The following is a 20,946-nucleotide window of genomic DNA, read 5'->3' on the forward strand; positions in this document are numbered from 1 at the left end:
ATTCCACTTTCATGGAGAAATCTTACTATTTTATTATCTTGTAACAATATCTACCGGTACATTGAAAATCTTTGCAACCTTCAGAATTGTATCGATATGTCTTCCTGTAGCAGCTGCCATATGATGTGTTGGGCCAGCTTCACTCCAACGGTTAACAAATTCTCTTGCACCGCAGGTGAAACGTGTTCTCATATTTGTATCACCAAAGGAAAGAATCTTACCTTCTTCATTTACACCTTCAGCGACAACAAATTTGAAGTGTCCGTCTGCATCCTGTGTGATTGCCAGATAAGTAACAGGACCTGTGTATGGATAGAACTGTGTCAGATATCCGCCGCCTGTCTTACCGTGGAATACTTTTACGATCTTCATGGTTGGCTTCTTATCAGAGATATCAGCATCACCGCTTCCGGAATGACCGATAATACAGATATCATCATTGAAGTCAATGGAGTACATCTCAGAAAGCTGTCCTGTTCCTGAAATGGTCTTTAAGATACTCATTGCCATGGCAACCTTCATATCCCCTTCTACAGCGCAGGCTGTACCCTGTTTGATCAGCATGGAAAATGCCGGGATCAGCATACTGTCCAGAACTCCTGCTTTACCCTGTGCAAATCCATCATAATGGGAAGCGATCATTCCAAGATGCTCGTCCTTTACCCATTTCTCAAAGGCTACCACATATTTTGCCATATCCCATACTTTCTCAATGGTTCCGCCGCCTTCGATCTCAAAGGTATCCAGGATTTCCTGCGCTTTTGCACGGATAGTATCTTCATCTGTAATATCATCAGCAATAGCCCACATTTTCTCCCAGTCAAACTGTTTGGTATACAGGAACATTCTGTTGTACAGATTTGTCTCATCAATATAGAGATCCATCATACCCGGATATGGTCTTCCGATCTGTGCGATATTGGTATCACGGAATCTTCTTCTTACCTGAGCAGCCTTACACCAGTCTTCGATCTCTGCCTGAACTCCAGGATCTCCACCTTCTACAACACCTGTGATCACCGCATGTCTCTTGCCTGCTCTCTCCAGGTCTGCTACAGCTTCGCCTACTGCACCGCATGCATACCCCTCTCCTAACCAGGAGGCAATATCGGTATGGTCATAATCCAGGGCTTTCAGCTTCTGCACATTCACCAGAACAACCGGTACATCCAAGTCACGGACTGCCGGAAGCATGTTATAGGATGTGGCATAGGTAAGCATCTGAAGAAATACCAGATCAACATCAGCTGCACGGAACTTGTCCCCTGCTTCCATTGCCTGTTCCTTTGTAGTTACCATTCCACCGTCAATAATCTCTACTGTATCCGGGATTGTTTTCTTGAATGCTGCATACTGTGACTCAAATTCCGGTACCAGTGACGGGAACTGAGGCAGATATGCACCTAAAGCGATAGAAAATACACCAACTTTTGCCTTTGTGTTTACTAACATAATATGATTCCTCCTGTTTTCAGAGCGGGGATTCATTATGCATTATGCAGTCTGCATTCCTGCTCTTTTATTATTTATAAACTTTTACACCAAAGGACTCATGAATGATAGTACGAGCCTCTTCGATTGTTTTAAACTCTTCTGCTTTCAGCATCTGTGCTGTGATATTTCCGATTGCAGTAGCCTCTCCTGGGCCTGCATGAATTTCTTTCTTTGTTGCCTTTGCAGTCAGCTCATTGAGATATCCTGCGTTGGAGCCGCCGCCTACGATATGGATACGGCTGTAAGTTCTGCCTGTCATCTCTTCAAGCTCTTTTGCTGTTTTTGCATAGCATTCTGCAAGGCTTGTATAGATAACTGTTGCGATCTCTCCCAGAGTTTCCGGAACCTTCTGTCCTGTTCTGCGGCAGTAATCCTTAACTTCCTCTGTCATATTGTCAGGAGAAAGGAAGCACTCATCATTTGCCTCTACTCTTGACGGGAAATCCTTTGCTTCCTCTGCCATTGCACATATCTCTGCAAAGCTGTATGCATCATTTACTTCATGACGTACAGACTGGATCATCCAGAGTCCCATGATATTCTTCAGATAACGGAAACGGCCTGCATAACCACCTTCATTTGTGAAGTTCATCTCACAGCTCTTCTCTGAACAGTCTGCTTCTTTTCTTTCAATGCCCATCAGTGACCATGTTCCGGAACTGATATAGATAAAGTCATCATCATTTGCAGGAACTGCCAGTACAGCGGATCCTGTATCATGTGTTGCAGGTGCAACTACTTCCAGATCAAATCCCACTTCTTCTCTGATCTTATCTGACAAATGTCCAATGCTTGTGCCAGGCATGATCAGTTTCTGGAACATTTTTCTCGGATAACCGAGCATATCGATCAGTTCATAATCCCAGTCCTTGGTGATCGGGCTTACAAGCTGTCCTGTTGTAGCCTCTGTGTACTCACAGGTTTTCTGTCCTGTAAGAAGGAAATGGAAGTAATCCGGCACATGAAGAAGTGTCTCTGCCTGCTCCAGATATTCCGGATGTTTCTTTTTCACTGCCATCAGCTGATAGATGGTATTATAATCAGCTTTCTGGATACCTGTTCTTGCATAGAGATCTTTCAGGGAAATAGCCTTATAAACTTCTTTATCCATTCCCTCTGTACGGTGATCACGATATCCTACTGTATTTCCAAGAACTTTGTCATCTTTGTCAAGCAGTACGAAGTCAACACCCCAGGTATCCACGCCCATGCTTACCGGAATCTTACCGATTTCTTTACATTTTTTCAGCCCATTTACAACCTCTTTAAAAAGACGGTCAAATTCCCAGCAAAGTTCTCCGTCTTTCTTTACCATTCCATTTTCAAAACGGTAAATCTCTTCCAGAACCATTTTTCCGTTTTCCATATGTCCAAGAATATGACGTCCGCTGGATGCTCCGATATCTACTGCTAAATAATATGTTGCCATTTTAAATCCTCCTCAATATGTAAGATCATTGTAATTGGAACAGTTATTGTTTGCCCGTAAACAATAACCAAAAACACTCTCTCCATACTTGATAATACCATTTTAAACTATTTCCAGCCCCAGTTTAAGAACCTGGTTTGTTTAAAAAAGAGTCCTTATTTGCTAACTCCCGGCTTATCTTTCATATGAAGCGCTTTATTGCTTAACTTTTTCTATTTTTCAGACTTTTCTTTTCTTACTTTTTCGCGCTGCTTTGTAAGATCATAGTAATCATCTGTAATAAAACCATGTCTGCGCATTGCATCAAATACTCTCTGCTGTTCAGCGGTCATCTTCATTCCTATGGAGTTATTGTAATCTGTCAGGACACAGCCGGTCTTCTCGATCAGCCAGAATAATGGGGAATCATCCTCCGGGATCAGCTTCCAGATTTCATCCTCGGTCTGTGGCAAAAGCTCCATCAGCCTGTGAAGATGTCCCCCCTTACTGATAGGACGATAGTCTCCGTCCGGAAGAATAATTCCGTCAGAAAAATTAAGATCTGTCTTTTTCTTTTCCTTCAGCAGTTCTTCTGTCACCTTCATTTTATCGTCTCCCAGTAACCAGTAACGCCGCACAGCCATGGGCAGTGCGGCGTTATTTTAACTATTTACCGTTCTTTCATTATCACTAATTAAAAATTAGTCATAAAGGTTAGGAGCGATGGTTTCATCTTCCATGTTAGTGGAATCATACCAGTAACCAGCTGTAGGAACATCTTCAAGCTCCTGTCCGTTAGCTGCTGCTGTCAGAGCGTAGATTGCATAGTATCCCATCATCAGAGGAGACTGTGTAACTGCACCAAGAAGTGTACCATCCTGTACAGCTGTTTTGATTGTTGTACCAGCATCGAAACCAACACCGATTACATCACCGTTTGCTGCGTCAGATCCAAGAACGTTCAGGTTGTTGTTTGCTGCAAGAACACCTTCTGCAGAAACCTGGTTGGAACCGAAAACTGCGATACAGTTTTCCTGGGAAAGGATTGCCTGAGCCTCTGTGGAGCAAAGCTCTACAGTTGTCTGTGCAGGAACACCTACCTGGATAACAACATCTGCATCAGCTTCTTCAGCGTCAGCGCCTTCTGCTGCGTTTACATAGAAATCATTACCTTTAACTGCTACTGTTTTGCCATCAGCTTTAACAAGTTCGATCATTTTGTTAATGAAACCTGTACCACGCTGCTGGATGTTCTGAGCTGTAGCATCCTGGTTAACTTCACCGATGATAACCTGTCCCTCAGCGTTTGCAATAACGTCTTTGATCGCATCATACATATGCTCAGCTGCTACAGAACCAGCCTGTGCATTGTCTGTACAAACTTCACAAACAACAGATCCTTCCGGAGCATCAGCAATACCTGTATCGAATGTTACAACCGGGATTCCCTTTTCAACGCAAGTATTCAGAGCGTCCTGTACAGAAGATGTATCGCATGCTGCAATACCGATTCCTTTAGGATTGGAAGCGATTGCTGTGTTGATCATGTTAACCTGGTCAGCAATATCAGATTCACTGTTTGGTCCCTGTGCTGTATATGTAACGCCAAGTTCTTCAGCTGCTTTCTTCATACCTTCCTGAGCTGCATCCCAGTATGTAGACTGGAAAGATTTAACCATCATCGGGAATTCATAAGCTTCAGCTGCTTTCAGATCTTTGAACTGCTCTGGCATATCATCTGCTGCCATAACACATGTAGCTGACATTCCTGCTACCATTGTTGCACACATAACTAATGCGATCACTTTCTTTGCTTTCATTTAATACTTCCTCCTTTTAAGAAAAAATTATATAGTTTTTATGATGATACCCCAGAAGAACTACTGCCTTTCACTACTCTTATCCCTATTTTCATGAAAAGCAGCCTTGCTCCTCCGTTGTTTCATTATCCCTTACATTTCTGCGATTCCTATCGCAGTATGGCTACCCGGCTATTAGTGGGAGCCTTTCTTTTCTTTCATAATATCGATCAGGACTGCTACGATCAGAACGATACCTGTGATGATCTGCTGCCAGTTTGCCTGCAGGCCGATGTATGGAAGACCTGTCTTTAAGAGCATGATGACAAAGATACCAACAAATGTACCGATTACGGAACCGTAACCACCTGTTGCTGCAACACCACCTACGAATACACCGCCGATGGCGTCCATCTCAAGTCCGGCACCTGTACCAGGCTGTACAGTAGGTGTAACTGCTGCATATGCGATAGCTGCAAGACCTGTAAACAGACCACAGACTACATATACCATTACATGGTAGAATTTAACGTTGATTCCTGAAAGAGCTGCTGCTTCTTTGTTGGAACCGATTGCAATGGTGTAACGTCCGAATTTTGTCTTATTCAGTACGAACTCCATTACCAGAACCAGGATAACCATCCACAGAAAACCGATTGGATAACGGGAAGCGCTTCTTCCTGTACCAACTGTAATTTTGAAGATTGTGTGGAACCATCCACCATCCTGTGATAATGCCGGCCATGGTGTAGCACTGCAAAGAGAACCAGCACCACGGGTAATCATACAGGTACAAAGGGTAGCAAGGAATGGAGGCAGGTTCATAACACCAATCAGCACACCATTTGCTGCTCCTACAATAAGTCCAAGTACAATGCAAAGTAACATTGCTGCTGCAACCGGAAGGTTGTTATTTCTTATCAGAGATCCTGAAATCAATGCGTAACATACCATACCAGTACCAATTGACAGGTCTACACCTCCGGTAATAAGCGGGAATGTAACACCTATTGCCATCAGAAGGTCATAGTATGAGAAATCCAGCATACTGAGAAGTGTAGTGTATTTTCTGAACTCAGCACTTCTGAAAGAGAAGAATGCGGCCAGTACAATGATAACCAGCAATACAATAAATCTCTGATCACTTAAAATACTTTTTTTCTTCTTAGTCATGACTTTCCTCCTTAATCAATATTTCGTGTAGCCTTACTCATAATGTGTTCCTGTGTAGCTTCGGAAATATCAATATTTCCAGTTACTTTACCTTCACACATGATGATGATTCGGTCACTCATTCGGAGAACTTCTGTCATTTCAGAAGAAATCATAATAATGGATTTACCTTCTGCAGCCAGTTTGTTCATTAATTTGTAAATTTCATTTTTGGCACCAACGTCGATACCTCTGGTGGGCTCATCGAAAATAAGGATCTCACTGTCTCGTGTCAGCCATTTTGCGATAACCACCTTCTGCTGGTTACCACCGGAAAGATTGACTACCAACTGATCGCAGCTTGGAGTTTTAGTTGCCAGTTCTTTTACATATCTCTCTGCAACTTCTTTTTCTTTCGCCTTATTGATCAAAAGACCACTGGTAAATTCTTCCATAGTTGCCAGTGTCGTATTCTCTGTTACAGATTTCTGTACAACACAACCATATCTTCTTCTGTCCTCTGACAGATAACCGATACCGTATTTAACCGCATCCTGTGGACTGTTGATGGTAACCTCATGAAGCTGTCCGTCCTTGCCCATAATGGAAATCTTTCCACTCTGTTTCGGGTCAGCTCCGAATAATGCTCTGGCAGTCTCTGTACGTCCTGCACCCATCAGTCCTGAGAAACCAAGGATTTCTCCTTTACGAAGCTCAAAGCTTACATCCTGAACCATCTTACCTGCATTCAGATGTTCTACTTTCAGAACAACCGGTGCATCCGGTGCAACCATGCTGTGTTCCTTCGGATCTTCGTAAATAACACGACCAACCATCATGTTGATGATATCTTCTTTTGTACTTTCTGCTGTAACCAGTGTTCCCACATAACCACCGTCTCGCATGACTGTTACACGGTCTGTAATCACCTTGATCTCATCCATACGGTGTGAGATATAAACAATTCCCAAATTTTTCTTACGCAGGTCACGGATAATCTCAAATAAATCAGCGATTTCCTTCTCTGTCAGTGCAGCGGAAGGCTCATCGAAAACAATAACCTCCGCTTTATGGGAAATTGCCTTGGCGATCTCGCACATCTGCTGCTTACCTACTGTAAGGTTTTTCATCTTTTCTCTTGGATTGATTTCAATATTCAGATCCTTGAAAAGCTTCTTAGAATCTTCGATCATTTTCTTGTCATCAATACGTAATCCCTTCTTTGGCTCACGTCCGATGAAAATATTCTGGGCAACTGTCAGGTCACCTACCATGTTCAGCTCCTGATGCACGATTACAACGCCTGCATCCTGTGCTTCTCTGGTACTGTGAAACTCTGTTTCCTTACCCTTATATGTAATACTGCCTGAATCTTTCTGATAAATACCGGTAAGAACCTTCATCAGTGTAGATTTACCGGCACCGTTTTCTCCCATAAGTGCATGTACTTCGCCGCGTTTCACCTCGAAATTAACGTGATCAAGGGCATGAACTCCAGGAAAGGACTTATCAATGTCCTTCATAGTTAAAATAACTTCACCCATTGTTACATCCTCCCTTCCGATCAGTTCTTTCTGCGTCTTGCAGATACGTCGACGTAAACTGCTGCGATTACAATGAGACCTGTGATGATCATCTGCTGTCCTTTACCAAGGCCAAATGCCATGATTCCCTGCTGAAGAAGTGAGATGATAAACACACCGATTACTGTACCGCCGATAGAAGCAAGTCCACCAACCATGGAAGTACCACCCATTACACAACCTGCAATTGCTTCGTTGTTGTACTGGTCGCCGTATCCAGGCTGAACAGTTGTATAAGCTCCTACGAAGAACAGTCCTGCGATTCCAACCAGAACACCGCAGATTACATAAGCAAGCATCTTCCATTTTCTGGTATTAACACCGGAAAGGCGAACCGCTTCGCTGTTAGAACCAAGACAAAGGATATAACGTCCCGGTTTTGTGTTGTAAAGAATAATACCGCAAAGCACAGCTGCAATCAGGAAAATTACAAGTCCTACAGGGAAGCCCTTGTAAGAAATGATATTTCTGAACCATCCATTTACAGGATCTGAAGACTGTGGCCAGCTTACAGACTGAGTTTTGGTAAATACAGATGCAAGACCTTTTGCAATGTTCATAGACGCCATGGAAATAATAAACGCCGGAACTGACATGTAAGATACCATAAAACCATTAAACATACCAAAGGCAAATCCGATCAGCACACAGATCACCATTGCCAGGGCACATGGTACATGGTAAGCTGTCATGCAGTATCCTGAGATCAGGGCACAACAGAACATTACCGGTCCAATGGAGAAATCAATTCCTCCGGTTGCAATTACGAATGTTACTCCAAGTGACAGGAAGCCAAGGAAGTATACATAGTTCAAAGTAGATTTAATACTGTCAGACACAGGGAATTTACTTCCCAGAACTACTTTGAAAACAATGAACATAAGAATCAGAATACAGACAAGCAGGATTCTGTTCAGTCCAAGCTTCTTAACCACTGGATTTTGTTTCAACTTTTCCAAGTTATACACCCTCCTTACATTTTATCTCTCTTGTTGTTGAGTCTATCTTACCTTAATACCAGGATAATTGTAATGGAATATCTTCCAAAAAAAGGTTAAATATTTCCTGTCTGTGCATAGGAAATATTTAACCTTTTCTGTAACATAATAACCATTTACTTTTACATTTGTCTGATATATATAATAAGAAGTTTTTTAGTAAAAAGGGAAGATCAGCCGCTCAATATCACTGTCATACATATTGTCCGGTGTCACCAGTTCACAGCCGGAATCAATATTTTTCGCCACAGAGTCTCCGTTCAGCATATGGATTGTCTCCTCCACTCCCATATATCCCATACGGAAAGCCTTCTGAACAATAATCCCCTTGTAAACTCCCATTTCCATCAGATTAATGGCCTCCTGGGAGCAATCCACACCGACTACTGTAATCCTGTCCTTTGCCCCTGCATCACTGACTGCACGTCCCACGCCTACAGCAGAATATTCATTCATTCCTGCGATCATTTCCAGATCTGGATATTTCTTCATCAATTCATTGGTCAGCTCATAGGATTTTTCAAAAAGGGAGTTACAGTAAACCACCTCTACAATATTTTTTGCATAATCCCCCAGGCCCTCTCTGAAGCCCTGTTCTCTTTCCACTGCAGTAGAAACCCCTTTTACATGACTGACTATGGCAAGCCTGGAATCCTTATCCAGCAGGGTTCTGGCATATTCCCCCAGACGTCTGCCTGCCTCCACATTATCTGTGGCAACAGTAAGATCCTGAAGCTCTTCCTCTGTATAAGAGTCAATATAGGTAATGCGGATTCCCTTTTCCTTTGCCTTTTTCAGCAGTTTATCTGACGCACTCATACTGGAAGGAGAGAACAGGATGGCATCCGGTTCCTTTTCAATGGCTGCCTTAAGCAGACGATTCTGTTCTTCAATATTTTCCTCTTTGTCCGGTGCCATAATCTCCAGTTTTGAGCCATATTCCTCTGCAGCCATTTTACATCCGGAAATCAATGATGACCAGAAATCATTGGCATCATCCTTAATCTTTGGAATATAGATCAGAGAACACTCTCTGGTTTGCGTCACTCCGGGAGACATCAGCCCTGTCACAGCCACCAGAAGTGCAGCCATAAGGATTATTATAATGATAATCACTTTTCTATATTTTCTCATGGACATCCTCCTGCCTTTTGGGGATCACAACAGTAGCTGTAGTTCCCTTTCCTTTTTCACTGTGATAGATAATTCCATATTCCTTTCCATAATAAAGGACCAGACGCTGCTGTACATTGTATACTCCCACTCCGTTTGAGTGGTAATTGACCTTATGCTTATCATAGATATGCTTCAGTGTTTCCTCATCCATGCCTACGCCGTCATCTGTAATATCAATAATAATCCGTTCTCCCAGTTCATAGCCATGAACCTTGAGCATTCCCTTGCTCTCTTTGTATTTCAGGCCATGATAAATAGCATTCTCCACAATGGGCTGCAGCACCAGACGGATGATCTGTGCATGGGTGATCCGTGGATCCACATTGATCTCAAATTCCAGCTTATCCTTATATCGCATTTTCTGAATCGTAAGATAACTTCTTACATACTCGATTTCCTGCCCAATGGTCACCAGTTCATTTTCAATACTGATACTTTGCCTGAGAAGCCGCGCCAGAGAAGCAGTCATAAGTACTACCTCTTCATTCTTTTTTCCTTCTGCCATCCAGATAATAGAATCCAGTGTATTATATAAGAAATGAGGATTGATCTGGGACTGAAGTGCTTTCAGTTCAATTTTTCGTTTCTGCTCCTGCTCCTGAATGTTCTGAGCCATCAGATCCTGGATCTTGTGAGTCATCACATTAAAAGACCGGGTCAGGCTTCCGATCTCATTATCCGAATACACCTCAATTTCCGCTGCAGAAAAATCTCCCTTCTGCACTCTTTTCATAGAATCGCGTAGCTTCTGGATCGGGAAGGTAATATTTCTGGCAATCTCGCTGGAAATCACCAGGGCTACTGCGATCAGTCCCAGAGCTACCAGCACATAAATGCTTCTGGCTTTTCTGCTGTTTTTCAAATGCTCAGACATATTCATACAGCCTACAATGGTCCATCCGGTTGTCTCAGAATGGGACAGAGCATATATTTTCTCATCATCACCCTTTCCTGCTGTAACCACATCTGTTTTGGCATTCATAATCAGGGAAATATTTTCCGTCTGCAGTTCATTATAAAGCTGTTGCTGCTGTGGATGATACACAATATTCCCATCCTGGTCCAGAATAAACACATAGCCTTTGGTTCCCACACTGTTCTGCGTACACAACTCACTGATGGCACTGTAGTTCAGGTCAATAAAAACTACTCCATCACTGTCTCCTTCTCCTGTATAATTACGGATTCCTCGGCTGAGAGTGATTACCCAGGGGCGCTCCCCACTGATCACATTCTGCACATGGGAAGAGGTCAGGTTATAATGATCATATTTTCCCACAGCATCTGCATACCAGTGCTGAGTATCAAGCTTCAGGTTCTGATTACGGGTAGACATCCCGTTATTAAACAGGGATGAACTTCCATTTTCTCTGCGCACAATTCCAATGTTGCGGATGTCAGACCTGCCCTTCAGTATGGTCTTAAACTGTTCTGTCAGACGCTGTCTGCACTGATTATACTCCTTCAGAGAGAGAGCATCTATTCCGCTTTCACTGTACAGATATTTATAGGCATCTCCGCTTCCAGCTACCAGGGACGCAATATTATCCATATAGCTGATATAGGAATCTATATTCTGATTCAGTTGCCCGATAATTTTCTGTGTATACATAACGGAGTTCTCATAAATGGAGGAATTGGTATATCTCAGAGAAACAACAGTCACTACCAGCACTGCACTTAACACCAGAATTGAAACTGCACAGAATATTGAGTTCTGAATACTCTTAAATTTCACAGGAAGCCTTGCAGCTATTCCTTTTTTCTTCATCGGCGTTTCTCCCTTGCATATTCAGTAGGTGTTTTCCCTGTTATCTTTTTAAAGGAAATTCCAAAATAATGAGGGTCTGAGAAGCCTACCTTTTCTGCGATCTCATAATTTTTCATAGTGGTATTCTCCAGAAGTTCCTTGGCTTTCTCCATCCTGACCCTGGTCAGCACTTCAATAAAAGTCTCTCCTGTCATTTCCTTAAATATGGTACTGAAATAGCTGGTGCTGATATTCAGATAAGAACAGATACTGTTCAGGCTCAGGCCCGGATCCATATAATTTTTCTGTATATAATCCATTGCCAGCATTCCCTGTCTCTGTCCGCTGGAGCTGTTCAGCTCCTGCAGTTCGTCAAATACCTCCTGTGCATACTTCTCCACCAGGGCCGCTGCCTGAGAGAACATTCTCTGCTCTGTAACTGCTTTCAAAAGAGTCTCTCTCTGGGCTATAATCTTTTCCGGCTCCTCACTGAGAGACTGACAGGTATTTCCAATTGCACGGATCACCTGCTGCAGATAAATGCAGGCATAACTTTTTTCCACTAATGCGGATTTAATCTCTGTCTCAATCTGTCCCAGTGTTTCTTCCATAAGCCTTCGGTCTCCGGACTTGATTGCCTCTGTAAGTGTTTCCAGATCATTTATCAGGAAAATAGAATTGTCTGTTTTTTTCTCTTCCATATCAAAAAGCAGATTTCCACCCAAAAGATAACGGTAATCAATGGCTTTGGCAGCCAGCCTGTAGGAATAGATCAGCTCATAAGGCGACCGCACCCAGCTTCCGATTCCAATGGAGGTCTCAAGCCCGATTACCTCCTTTACCTTCTTCTGGATTTCATGGCAGATTCTGTGGATGCTCTCAGAAAATTCCTTTGTCCTGTTTCCGGCAAAGATGATACACACACGGTTGTTTCCCTCCTGGTATACCACTCCCGCCTTCTCCCGTACCACAATCTCATCACCTACATTAAACAGCACAAAAGCCATAAGTGCACTCTCCTGCTGCTTATCCATATCCATCTGGTACATTTCCGAATACGTATCTATATCAAACACTGCCACTCTGTAGCTGGCAGCCTGGAAAGTAATTCCCATTCTCTCCAGCTCATCCAGGCTGACCTGTACTTCTCTGGTACATTTCACCAGACAGTCCAGCGCCTTAGAACGGATTACATTTGCATTCTTATGATAATCCTGGGAAACCTGAGTCAGAGACTCCATCTTCCTCTGTTCCTTTTTCCTGGAATCCAGTTTTTCCTTCATATTTTCAATAACCTTGGTCAGCTCCATGGCAGTAACCGGCTTCAGCATATATTCGCTTACATTATACTGTATTGCTTTTTTTGCATACTCGAACTCACCGAAACCGCTGAAGATCACGATCAGAATATCCGGATAATTATCATGGAGAAAATGGCTCAGTTCCATTCCATCCATATAAGGCATGAGAATATCTGTGAGAACAATATCTACCTCATGTGTTTTTACAAACTCCACAGCCTGTTTACCGTTCTCACAGTCTCCTATCAGTTCACAATCCAGCTTTCCCCAGTCAATGTTCTCCCTGATGGCATCCCTGACAAGGATTTCATCATCCACCAATAAAATTTTGTACATAGAATTATATCTTCCCCCATAATATCGTTATCCCGCAAACATTTGCCATATGCCGTTCATAAATCATGCCTATGGTATCTCATAGTTCATTACATGTAAAATATCATACCATATTTTGACGGTTTTTACAATTTTATGTATCTGGTTTTTAGCAAACTTTGCTCATTCCACAAAATATTTCACAGATATCATCTGTAAATATTAACAATTCCTGATCAGCATAAAAAAATAAACATTTTACGGAAAATATTGCCTTGAATAATCTGCCCGAAGCCTGTAAACTGATGAGTAGTAATAAGCGTGTACTGTGTTGTTATATGCAGACAACATATAACAACGCAGTAACTATGAATGTATTGTTGAAAGGGGAAAAATTATGTTAAAAGGTATTCCTGAAATTTTATCACCAGAATTATTAAAAGTATTATGTGAAATGGGACATAGTGATCGTCTTGTCATCGCAGACGGCAACTTTCCTGTAGAATCTATGGGCAAGAATGCAATTACAATCCGCTGTGACGGACATGGCGTGCCGGAGCTCCTGGATGCCATCCTTCAGCTCTTCCCACTGGATACTTATGTAGAGAAACCTGTAAATCTTATGGAAGTTATGCCTGGAGATACTGTAGAAACACCAATCTGGGATACTTACAAAGAAATCGTAGCAAAACATGATGACCGCGGTGCAAAAGCAATCGGAAATATTGAACGTTTTGAATTCTACGAGCAGGCAAAGACAGCATACTGCATCATCTCTACCGGTGAGAAAGCTCTGTACGCAAATGTTATGCTTCAGAAGGGTGTTGTTATCAATAAATAATTCTGAATAACAAACACTTCTTACTTAATGATCAATACTCCAGGCAATCGGAGTGCTCCTCTGAACTGTCTCAATTATACACATACACACACATTTTCCTAAAAAAAGAACAGCTGCACACAATGTGCACTGTTCTTTTTATGTTGCATTATTTTTTCTTTTTCAGGAAGTAAAACAATAATCCTGCAAGGAAAACCGCCCCTGCAATACTGATACAAATTCCGGCAACATTTCCACCCAGGGAAGCGCTTATATTCCCGGAAGATGCTTTCTCTGCCTTTTCTGTGGGAGCTACCTCTGTTGTCGGGGTTGCCTCCACAGTGGGGGTTGCTTCTGTAGTCGGAGTCACTTCCACAGTAGGGGTTGCTTCTGTAGTTGGGGTTGCTTCTACTGTGGGGGTTGCCTCCGCCGTTGGGGTTGCTTCTACTGTCGGAGTTGCTTCTACTGTAGGAGTCGCCTCTGCTGTTGGGGTTGCTTCTACTGTTGGAGTTACCTTTGCTGTAGGAGTTGCTTCCGGTGTAGCAGCTCCGTTCTCAGCAGAAGCAGCTTCCGGTACGGTCGTCATATCACCAGAAGCTGCCGGCTTATAATCTGTGCCCTTATCCAGATTCAGCCATCCCTCTGTGCTGCTTCCTTCTTTGTCATCTATGGATGTCTTTCCCCAGCTGCTGCCATCTTCGCTCTCTACATACTGGGAAATATGGACAGAAGTACCATTTGCAATTTCTCCTGTGCCAGACACCTCTCCAAACTTTTCTCCAGGTCCGTTATAGAGTACAGCAGCTTTATCCTGGCTGTTTATCTTTACATCAAAATCTGCATCCTGTCCGCCAAGTACCTTATATTCTGATTTTACAGCCTCAGACCGGGACACAGGATCCAGGTTATCCATAGGTACATAGCCATTCATTCCATGATACTGGGTATATCCCCATTTTTTATTATCTGTTCCGGTTTTCTCTCCCTGGATTCGGATTGCTATCCCATTAGGGATAAGTTCACCATTAAGCTTTGTGCTCTGAGGATCTGCCTCTGAATAGATATCAATTCCTCCCTCCGGGCTCTCCACAAGCATGTAATAATCAGTCACATAATCCGGATTCTGGCTGGTACCCTCATCTGCCCATACACATACTGTCATGGTAAATATACATATCAAAAACCCCAAAAGTGTTCTCAATGTTTTCTTCCTTGTCTTTTTCTTCATGATTATTTCCTTCAATTTTCATCCTTCAGCACTTTATATACGATGATCCCGTATACCTGCTGTATACCTTGCCATAGGGTTCCTTTACATACGCTTTTACTGCATAGGAATATAATACACCTTTTTGGGCTTTCTTGTCCAGATAAGAAGTAGAAGTTCCTTTAGAAATTGTCGCAAGTAATTTGTATTTTTCGCCCTTCTTCTTTCTGTATATCCGATATCCGTCACAGTTTTTCTGCGCCTTCCAGCGAATACGGATTCCATTTTTCTCTTTTTTTACAGAAGATACCTTCTGCAGTGCAGGAGCTGCCTTTATAACCTTTCCCGGAGTATACGCACTCATATAGGTTCTGGTGCTGGATTTGTACCATGCCCGCACTGTATAGCGGTAAGAAGCAGTGGCTGTTATCTTTTTATCCTGATACTTCAGCACTGTTCCCTTTACTGCTGCCAGCTTTGTCCATTTTCCTCCGGACGCTGCCTGGCGATAAATGTTATACCCCTGGGCACCGGTCACCTTTTTCCAGGTAATCTGATTATATCCATTATTGTTTGCCTTTGCAGTAAATGCCGGGGTATCCAGCGTACTTTTGGTATTCAGAGTTCTGGTATGCGCCTTGATCCTAAAACTATAGCCTGAAGATACCACATCCTTCCACTCAGCGCTGGCAGATGCCCCCTTGAAAAAGGTCTGGTTCTCTGTCACTCCGGCTGTAGAAGTAAACCATACAGAATCATTGGTATTCTTATACCGGGTACTGTTCTCCACACCAAACTGAATTGTTTTGGAACCGGCATTTGTCAATACTACTGAATAGGAAGAACCTGGCATAAGAACTACTTCCGGAACCTCCACTGTCTGCACGCCTGCAAGATCCTGGGTGTAAGTAACCGGAGCAGAATATGCAGGAGTTCCACTGAAAGGATCTGAAGGATCTGTCAGATTGGTATACACCTGAATCCGGTAAACCGCATCATCACTCATGGTCACTACATTAACTTCCCCCAGTGCCTCATCTTTCTCCGGAGCTGCTTTGGCTTCAAAAACAGCTGCTGCAGACTGCCCGGTCTTAATACCGGCCTTGGAAATTGCAGAAGAGCCATCGTAGAAATAATTATTGGGATATTTTTCATCATTTACAGTAACCGCCTCTGCAGTAACCAGATTACTAATGTTCTGATCCTGGTAAGAGAGATAAAAATAACCATCCTCTCCCCAATCCGTGCCCCAGCTGTTTTTGACGATCCAGGCACCATCCTGTGTAACCTTGGAGGAAGTCTTAAAATTCGCCTTGGAATAATTGTCATCCCAGCCAACTACAGTTACAATATGATTAATATATCTGACAGGATTATCTCTGACAGGATAACAATAGGCTCCTGTATCCGGGTTGTAATAGGAGGCAGACATATCAAACATAATAGACACTGCCTGGTCCCGGGTGATCATTTCCTTCATTCTCTCCTGAGAATAGTCAGAAAAGCTGGCATTTTTCAGATGTACCACACTGTTATATGCTTTAATATCCGGGATGACCTCTGACAGATCCTGGGTATGGGTATCATCTGTAGGCAGCGGCACATCTTCCTCTGTGGTCATTCCGGACCAGGTAGAAAGAAATAATGCTGCCAGATAATCATTTCCCCCAATTTTATGATAATCTCCGGCTACCCCATTCTGGTCATAGGGAGTATTTCCCAAGGGATCATTCTGTCTGTTGGAAAAAAAATAGGATAAATGTTCTTCTGACAGATCATAGTTTCCCTTTCCCTGGGCCAGCAGAGAAGACTCCAGAAGAGAAGCCATGCCAAAAGCCCAACAGGTTCCAAAAGGGTGCTGATTTTTTACTGATGTAATATAGCCATACTTTCTGGAATCATAAAACGATGGAAAAGCTGATGATCTCATTCCATATGCCGCAGGTACAGAGCTTAAGTCACTGTCTACCTGAGGACCGGGATCCAGTTCTGTCAGGCTTCTGATCGGATCCAGCTGTTCCTCCCTCTCTTCCTCTGTGAGAGGCCGTCCTTTGATATACCGGATTTCATCAGTATCTCCAGTTACATCCTCTTCTGCATCCTGAAATTTATCTTCACTGTCATCTGCAGTAAAGGTTTCCTCTGTGATATTAAATTCATCCTCTGCTATGGGGACATCAAACGCATCCTCTTCATTCTCTATGGGCAGCTGCACCTCTTCTGCACCGGAAGCAAACAACTCACCTGCAGAAACAGGCACAGAAGATATTGTTACAGCAAACGCAAGGAGCAGAGAAAAAGTCCGCTTTCCGGCAGCTCTTCTTTTCTTCAAATCCGTTCCTCCTTTTCTGATAAAGTAATATAAAGTAAAGCGGACATTCGCAATCCGCTTCACTACTTGCTCATGAACGCAGTCGCTTCGCGATCTGCATTCAAACACTTCATGATATCTTTATGTATTGAATTTTATTATATCTATTTATCCGGAAAATGTAAACAGTAACGTAAATACCCGCCTCTCCGAAAAAGGAGAGACGGGTATTGAGGTTTTATCATGTTATTTACTTATTATAACTGTTTCACCTTATTATTTATAAAGTGGTCCGTAGTTCTTGCATGCTCTGAAGTCTGCACCTTCTTTGTCCATGCCGAATGCATTCCATGCTGCCGGACGATAGATATCTTTCTCAGGAACATTGTGCATGGATACCGGGATTCTCAGCATAGAGCACATTGTGATAAGATCTGCACCGATGTGTCCGTAAGAGATTGCACCGTGGTTAGCACCCCAATTGTTCATTACATCATAAGCTGTTTTGAACGGTCCTTCTTTTCCATCACATCTTGGAGCGAACCATGTACATGGCCATGTATAGTCTGTACGTTTCCACAGTTTATCAGATACTTCTTCAGGAAGAGCTACTGTCCATCCTTCAGCAATCTGCAGAACCGGTCCAAGTCCTTTCACAAGGTTCAGACGGATCATTGTTGCAGGCATCTGAGCTTTTGTTTCATAACGGCTGGAGTATCCGCCTCCACGGAAGTATCCGTTGTCAGCCATACACCATTCTGTGTTATCCATGATTGCTTTCTGGTCTTCTTCTGTGATATCCCACCACTGTTTCATAACAGCATTGCCATTTTCATCTTTAGCTTCGCCGTTAGCATCGAGGCAGGCAGCACCGGAGTTGATCAGGTGAAGGAATCCACCAGCTTCTTTAGCTACGCCTTCAAGGTCATATCCTGTAGCTTTCTTAACAGCCTCTGGGCTCCAATATGTACGAACATCAGCGAAAATCTGTGCTCTGTTTGTCAGAAGTTTCATGAACATCATTCCAAGTCCGTTCAGAACATCGTTCTCTGTAGCCAGGATGTATGGCTCACGTGCTCCGTTCCAGTCAAAGGAAGTATTCAGCATAGCTTCTGCAAAGTCACCATTCGGATAGAAGTCTGTCCACTGTCTCTGTCCCTGGAAACCAGCTGCCAGAGCGTTGTGTCCGATTGCTTCCTCGGAGAATGCAGGATCAAGATTGTCACAGCCGTTCATCAGCTCTTTGATGATAACTGCCATCTTAACAACAAACTCGAACTGCTCTTCTTTCTTCTCAGCTGAGAACTGAAGTTCTTCAGGGTTCTTGTCCCATCCGATCTTACAGGTCTCTTTTGCCCATTTCAGAGCTTTCTCAAATTCTGCGTGATCATAGATGCCTTCTGTCATACGACGAATGATTTCTACCTCATCAACAGACTCAACTCTCATTCCAAGATAAGATTCGATGAAATCGGAATCAATGATAGATCCGCCGATACCCATTGTTACAGAACCGATCTGCAGATAAGATTTTCCTCTCATAGATGCTGCTGCAACTGCTGCACGGCCGAATCTTAACAATTTTTCTTTAACGTCTTCCGGAATAGATGTGTCATCAGCTTCCTGAACATCATGTCCGTAGATACCAAATGCCGGAAGTCCTTTCTGTGCATGTGTTGCAAGTACAGATGCAAGGTATACAGCACCAGGTCTTTCTGTTCCGTTGAATCCCCATACAGCTTTGATTGTCTGTGGATCCATATCCATTGTCTCAGCACCGTAGCACCAGCATGGTGTAACTGTAAGAGTGATATCTACGCCTTCTTTACGGAATTTATCTGCACATGCAGCGCTCTCACCAACACGTCCGATAGTTGTATCAGCGATTACAACCTTAACCGGTTCTCCGTTGGAATATCTTAAATTCTCTTCGAATAATTTGGCAGCTGATTTTGCCATGTTCATTGTCTGATCTTCCAGAGATCCACGAACATCCAATGCTCCTCTACGACCATCGATAGTAGGTCTGATTCCGATTACCGGATAGCTGCCAATTAATCTGCTCTTTGCCATAATAAAAATACCTCCTGAATTTATTTTGTGTCTTTACCCCTATTTATCAGGAAAACACAGTACTTTTAAAAATCATGGTTTTTCCTGACTGTTTCTGTTACTATTATACATTTGCATTCCATAATTTACTTGTGTTATAATAGCAAAAAATAGTACAATATTCGCTTTTTCTGTAATGATTATAAAATTTCTGTAAATTTCTGAAAGGAGGAGATTTTTTTGCATGATTTAGGACGTAATGAGGACCGGCCAAGAGGAACCTATTCCTTTCCTTTTGAGTTTCATCACATTGACCATACCCATCCCAGATATGTCATGTCTTATCACTGGCATGTAGAATATGAGATCATACGGATCCTGAAAGGGAAACTCACTGTCACTTTAGACGAAAAAAGTTTTGTTGCAAATGAAAATGATGTTATTTTTATACATAGCGGAATTCTCCATTCCGGAATTCCTGAAGACTGTGTTTACCAGTGCATTGTTTTTGATATGAATACTTTTCTGAAAATCAATTCTGCCTGTGCAGAATATATACAGATGATTCTTCACCAGGAAATGATGATTTTTCCTCATTTTACAGAAGAACAACCGGAGATTCTTTCCTGCATCTCCTCTCTTTTTCGCGCAATCAGTGAGAAAAGAACCGGTTATGAGCTGATTGTATTTGGACAATTTTACCACTTTTTTGGTCTTATTTTTAGTAATCATTACTGTCTGGACAATCCCACACAAAACCGCAAAGATTACAAACGTATTCTGCAGCTAAAACAAGTGCTGGAATTTATTGAAAAGAATTACGCCAACCCTCTGACTCTGCAGCAGCTTTCTGCCTCTGTGTCCATGTCTCCCAAATACTTCTGCCGGTTCTTTTCGGAGATGACTCATCAGACACCAATGGATTATCTAAACCGGCAGCGGATCGAGGAAGCCTGTTACCAGCTGGCAGCCACCGATGATTCCATCACTGAGATTGCCTATAGAAATGGATTTAATGATCTCAGTTATTTCATCCGGACATTTAAGAAATATAAGGGAACTACCCCCGGAAAATACAAACGAAGATAAAATCACCACAGATATTTTCCCTCCAGACCTGAAATTTGTCCCATTCACTAAAAAGGGGGGATGTAAAAAACTCGATTGAGTTTTTTCGCATCCCCCTTTTTATGTACTTCCTCTGATTTTATTCAACAGAAGCTATGGCAAATGTCTGAGCGACATTTTCTTTTGTAACAGAAGAAATCCCTGATTCAAATTGGATTTTAAGAAAACAGACTTTTATTATTAATCTTTTCTTTTGCTACTGTATTTATTCTAGCAGACCAACATATATATTTCAATTAGAATCGTTCATCATTATCTTGGATAATCTGACAGCAAAATCCCACCTGCATTTCCTTTTATGTTGCTTTTTGGTTATTTTTTATATTTTTTTCAAAAACAACGCCACATTTCAGTACATTTTGATTGACAAAACAACAGATAAGAATTAAAATTATAGTTACAAAATCCAATATTTTTTGGTTTCGAATCAATTTTATTATTAATTTTTATCC

General features: G+C 42.4%; 15 protein-coding genes. 2 read left to right on the plus strand and 13 right to left on the minus strand.

The features are described from left to right. Positions 1-33 precede the first annotated feature (33 nt). The 10 genes from ACTNDS_RS06555 to ACTNDS_RS06600 all read right to left on the minus strand — a co-directional run bounded on the left by ACTNDS_RS06555 (position 34) and on the right by ACTNDS_RS06600 (position 12,997). The gene (locus ACTNDS_RS06555) at positions 34-1,452 is read right to left on the minus strand and encodes an arabinose isomerase (protein WP_441034560.1); all 1,419 of its coding nucleotides are present in this window, start codon (positions 1,450-1,452) and stop codon (positions 34-36) included. A 70-nt stretch (positions 1,453-1,522) separates the two neighbouring features. Beyond that, positions 1,523-2,923, minus strand: coding sequence for a rhamnulokinase (gene rhaB / locus ACTNDS_RS06560; RefSeq protein WP_173742175.1), 1,401 nt, complete (start codon positions 2,921-2,923; stop codon positions 1,523-1,525). A 212-nt stretch (positions 2,924-3,135) separates the two neighbouring features. Beyond that, a complete protein-coding gene (locus ACTNDS_RS06565) occupies positions 3,136-3,507 on the minus strand; it encodes a hypothetical protein (RefSeq protein WP_441034563.1) in 372 nt (123 codons plus the stop codon). A 96-nt stretch (positions 3,508-3,603) separates the two neighbouring features. Beyond that, positions 3,604-4,722, minus strand: coding sequence for a substrate-binding domain-containing protein (locus ACTNDS_RS06570; RefSeq protein WP_441034565.1), 1,119 nt, complete (start codon positions 4,720-4,722; stop codon positions 3,604-3,606). A gap of 174 nt (positions 4,723-4,896) precedes the next feature. Then, positions 4,897-5,874: an ABC transporter permease gene (locus ACTNDS_RS06575; RefSeq protein WP_173742178.1), complete on the minus strand. Its 978-nt coding sequence runs from the start codon at positions 5,872-5,874 to the stop codon at positions 4,897-4,899. Between the two features lie 11 nt (positions 5,875-5,885). Next, positions 5,886-7,397: a sugar ABC transporter ATP-binding protein gene (locus ACTNDS_RS06580; RefSeq protein ID WP_441034567.1), complete on the minus strand. Its 1,512-nt coding sequence runs from the start codon at positions 7,395-7,397 to the stop codon at positions 5,886-5,888. Positions 7,398-7,417: 20 nt separating this feature from the next. Next, positions 7,418-8,395: an ABC transporter permease gene (locus tag ACTNDS_RS06585; protein ID WP_441034569.1), complete on the minus strand. Its 978-nt coding sequence runs from the start codon at positions 8,393-8,395 to the stop codon at positions 7,418-7,420. 195 nt (positions 8,396-8,590) lie between these two features. After that, a complete protein-coding gene (locus tag ACTNDS_RS06590) occupies positions 8,591-9,568 on the minus strand; it encodes a substrate-binding domain-containing protein (RefSeq protein WP_441034571.1) in 978 nt (325 codons plus the stop codon). Beyond that, complete coding sequence (locus tag ACTNDS_RS06595) at positions 9,555-11,381, minus strand: cache domain-containing sensor histidine kinase (RefSeq protein ID WP_441034573.1); 1,827 nt, start codon at positions 11,379-11,381, stop codon at positions 9,555-9,557. The genes ACTNDS_RS06590 and ACTNDS_RS06595 overlap by 14 nt, the downstream gene beginning before the upstream one ends. After that, on the minus strand, positions 11,378-12,997 hold the full coding sequence (locus ACTNDS_RS06600; protein ID WP_441034575.1) for a response regulator: 1,620 nt from the start codon (positions 12,995-12,997) through the stop codon (positions 11,378-11,380). Before ACTNDS_RS06600 ends, ACTNDS_RS06595 begins: the two co-directional genes overlap by 4 nt. A gap of 376 nt (positions 12,998-13,373) precedes the next feature. On the opposite strand from ACTNDS_RS06600, the gene ACTNDS_RS06605 reads away from it, so the two are divergent. Next, positions 13,374-13,817, plus strand: a complete 444-nt coding sequence (locus ACTNDS_RS06605) for an RbsD/FucU family protein (protein WP_173742184.1) — start codon at positions 13,374-13,376, stop codon at positions 13,815-13,817. 148 nt (positions 13,818-13,965) lie between these two features. On the opposite strand, the gene ACTNDS_RS06610 is transcribed toward ACTNDS_RS06605, so the two are convergent. The 3 genes from ACTNDS_RS06610 to ACTNDS_RS06620 form a co-directional block, all read right to left on the minus strand. Beyond that, entirely contained in the window at positions 13,966-15,024 is a 1,059-nt protein-coding gene (locus ACTNDS_RS06610) for a hypothetical protein (RefSeq protein ID WP_441034577.1), read from the minus strand. 25 nt (positions 15,025-15,049) lie between these two features. After that, positions 15,050-17,335 carry a C1 family peptidase gene (locus ACTNDS_RS06615; protein WP_441034579.1) on the minus strand — a complete coding sequence of 762 codons (2,286 nt, stop codon included), beginning with the start codon at positions 17,333-17,335 and terminating at the stop codon, positions 15,050-15,052. Positions 17,336-17,590: 255 nt separating this feature from the next. Further along, a complete protein-coding gene (locus tag ACTNDS_RS06620) occupies positions 17,591-19,387 on the minus strand; it encodes an L-fucose isomerase (protein ID WP_441034581.1) in 1,797 nt (598 codons plus the stop codon). Positions 19,388-19,606: 219 nt separating this feature from the next. Here ACTNDS_RS06620 and ACTNDS_RS06625 point away from each other — a divergent pair, with 219 nt between their 5' ends. Further along, the gene (locus tag ACTNDS_RS06625) at positions 19,607-20,455 is read left to right on the plus strand and encodes an AraC family transcriptional regulator (RefSeq protein ID WP_303241886.1); all 849 of its coding nucleotides are present in this window, start codon (positions 19,607-19,609) and stop codon (positions 20,453-20,455) included. Positions 20,456-20,946 lie beyond the last annotated feature (491 nt).

It is taken from the genome of Blautia sp. HCP3S3_C12, assembly GCF_052064155.1.
In the GTDB taxonomy this organism is placed as follows: domain Bacteria; phylum Bacillota; class Clostridia; order Lachnospirales; family Lachnospiraceae; genus Blautia_A.

Coding starts and splice junctions, on each gene's coding strand:
- ACTNDS_RS06555 (WP_441034560.1), bottom strand. CDS start 1,452: ATGTTAGTAAACACAAAGGCAAAAGTTGGTGTATTTTCTATCGCTTTA.
- rhaB (WP_173742175.1), bottom strand. CDS start 2,923: ATGGCAACATATTATTTAGCAGTAGATATCGGAGCATCCAGCGGACGT.
- ACTNDS_RS06565 (WP_441034563.1), bottom strand. CDS start 3,507: ATGAAGGTGACAGAAGAACTGCTGAAGGAAAAGAAAAAGACAGATCTT.
- ACTNDS_RS06570 (WP_441034565.1), bottom strand. CDS start 4,722: ATGAAAGCAAAGAAAGTGATCGCATTAGTTATGTGTGCAACAATGGTA.
- ACTNDS_RS06575 (WP_173742178.1), bottom strand. CDS start 5,874: ATGACTAAGAAGAAAAAAAGTATTTTAAGTGATCAGAGATTTATTGTA.
- ACTNDS_RS06580 (WP_441034567.1), bottom strand. CDS start 7,397: ATGGGTGAAGTTATTTTAACTATGAAGGACATTGATAAGTCCTTTCCT.
- ACTNDS_RS06590 (WP_441034571.1), bottom strand. CDS start 9,568: ATGAGAAAATATAGAAAAGTGATTATCATTATAATAATCCTTATGGCT.
- ACTNDS_RS06595 (WP_441034573.1), bottom strand. CDS start 11,381: ATGAAGAAAAAAGGAATAGCTGCAAGGCTTCCTGTGAAATTTAAGAGT.
- ACTNDS_RS06600 (WP_441034575.1), bottom strand. CDS start 12,997: ATGTACAAAATTTTATTGGTGGATGATGAAATCCTTGTCAGGGATGCC.
- ACTNDS_RS06605 (WP_173742184.1), top strand. CDS start 13,374: ATGTTAAAAGGTATTCCTGAAATTTTATCACCAGAATTATTAAAAGTA.
- ACTNDS_RS06610 (WP_441034577.1), bottom strand. CDS start 15,024: ATGAAGAAAAAGACAAGGAAGAAAACATTGAGAACACTTTTGGGGTTT.
- ACTNDS_RS06620 (WP_441034581.1), bottom strand. CDS start 19,387: ATGGCAAAGAGCAGATTAATTGGCAGCTATCCGGTAATCGGAATCAGA.